This window comes from Streptomyces sp. NPDC056835, assembly GCF_042789485.1.
In the GTDB taxonomy this organism is placed as follows: Bacteria; Actinomycetota; Actinomycetes; order Streptomycetales; family Streptomycetaceae; genus Streptomyces.
This window is the reverse complement of sequence record NZ_JBHUBB010000105.1, coordinates 1-1,136: the sequence shown is the minus strand read 5'-3', so window position 1 is coordinate 1,136 and position 1,136 is coordinate 1. Positions and strand designations below refer to the sequence as shown.

Annotated in this window: 2 protein-coding genes; one reads left to right on the top strand and one right to left on the bottom strand. The window is 35.7% G+C overall.

Annotation, left to right across the window (positions count from 1 at the left end; all coding sequences use genetic code 11):
* Positions 1 to 277 (top strand): hypothetical protein (locus ACFRMN_RS38820; protein WP_383029169.1); only part of this gene is annotated, 277 nt, incomplete at its 5' end.
* Between the two features lie 375 nt (positions 278 to 652).
* Here ACFRMN_RS38820 and ACFRMN_RS38815 read toward each other — a convergent pair.
* The coding region (locus ACFRMN_RS38815) for a hypothetical protein (protein WP_383029166.1) at positions 653 to 1,136 on the bottom strand (484 nt) is incomplete at its 5' end.

The window sequence follows — 1,136 nt, the reverse complement described above, 5'->3', positions numbered from 1 at the left end:
GGTATTATATATACGGGCCCATATAGGAGGGAAAACAGTGACAAGAAGAATAACAGGAGCCATTTTTATTTCAACTGCGGCACTTATACATACTCTGAAATACCTAAACATGGGTTTAATGACCATTGCCTTTCAAGGACATGGAACCCTAGAAAGGCAAGCCAATGAAAATATGCCCTGGGCGCTTCAAATAAGCATTGCACTATTTATTTTGGGTTTAGTTTATCTAATATGGGGAGAAATCGAGGACACACTGAAAAGAAAGCAACAAAAATAGCAGATTCCACAAGGGAATCTGCTTGTCTATTTGATTATGTAATTCTTAATGCCTGGATGCCAGTAAGCCATGACCTCAAATGCACCATTCGCAACCTCGTCATCTTCTTCCTCAATCTTAACAAGATCGCCGTCCTCCGCATCACCAAGATTCAGCTCTTTATGTATCTCTTTTAAAATGCCGCCATGTAAAAAAGCAGACCTTTAAAGGTCTGCTCTTTTCTTAATTGAATTGTTGACGCTTTTTAGCTCTTCTTTTCTTCACAATCTTCACAATGAAAAATACAAGAAGAATTGAAGCTCCAAGCACTGAATAATTATAAATCACATCAAACCAGTTTATAGTCGATACTTCAGTCAAAGGAAACCCTCCTTTTTAGAACTTCACAGTATAAGTCACTGACTTTGAATATCCAACTGGTTGGCCAACTACATTCATGCCGTATAGCTTTGTTCCTCTTACATAAGCTTTACCACCAGTTTTCTTTGCATTTAAATTATACCATGTTGTACGCTGTGTCCAAGTAATACCAAAGATAAAACCGTTTTGTTCACTCCATACATTTACACTTTTAACTTTTCCACCTGTTCTTTTAACACGAGCATATGAACCAATATATCCTGTACCATTGTACTCTTTATAGCTATAAGTTTTAGTTGTTGTTTTAGCCTTAGAAGCAGCCAAAAACATAACAGGATTTTCGGAAACTTCTTTAACAACATTTTTATCCGCGTTTAATGCCTTATCTTTAGCACTTTCTTCTTTGAGAAACTTTTCAAATTCCTCAACCGAATTAAAATTTAATGTATTTTTCGTAGAAATTTTTTCTTCAGGTACAGTTTCAAAACCATATTTTTCC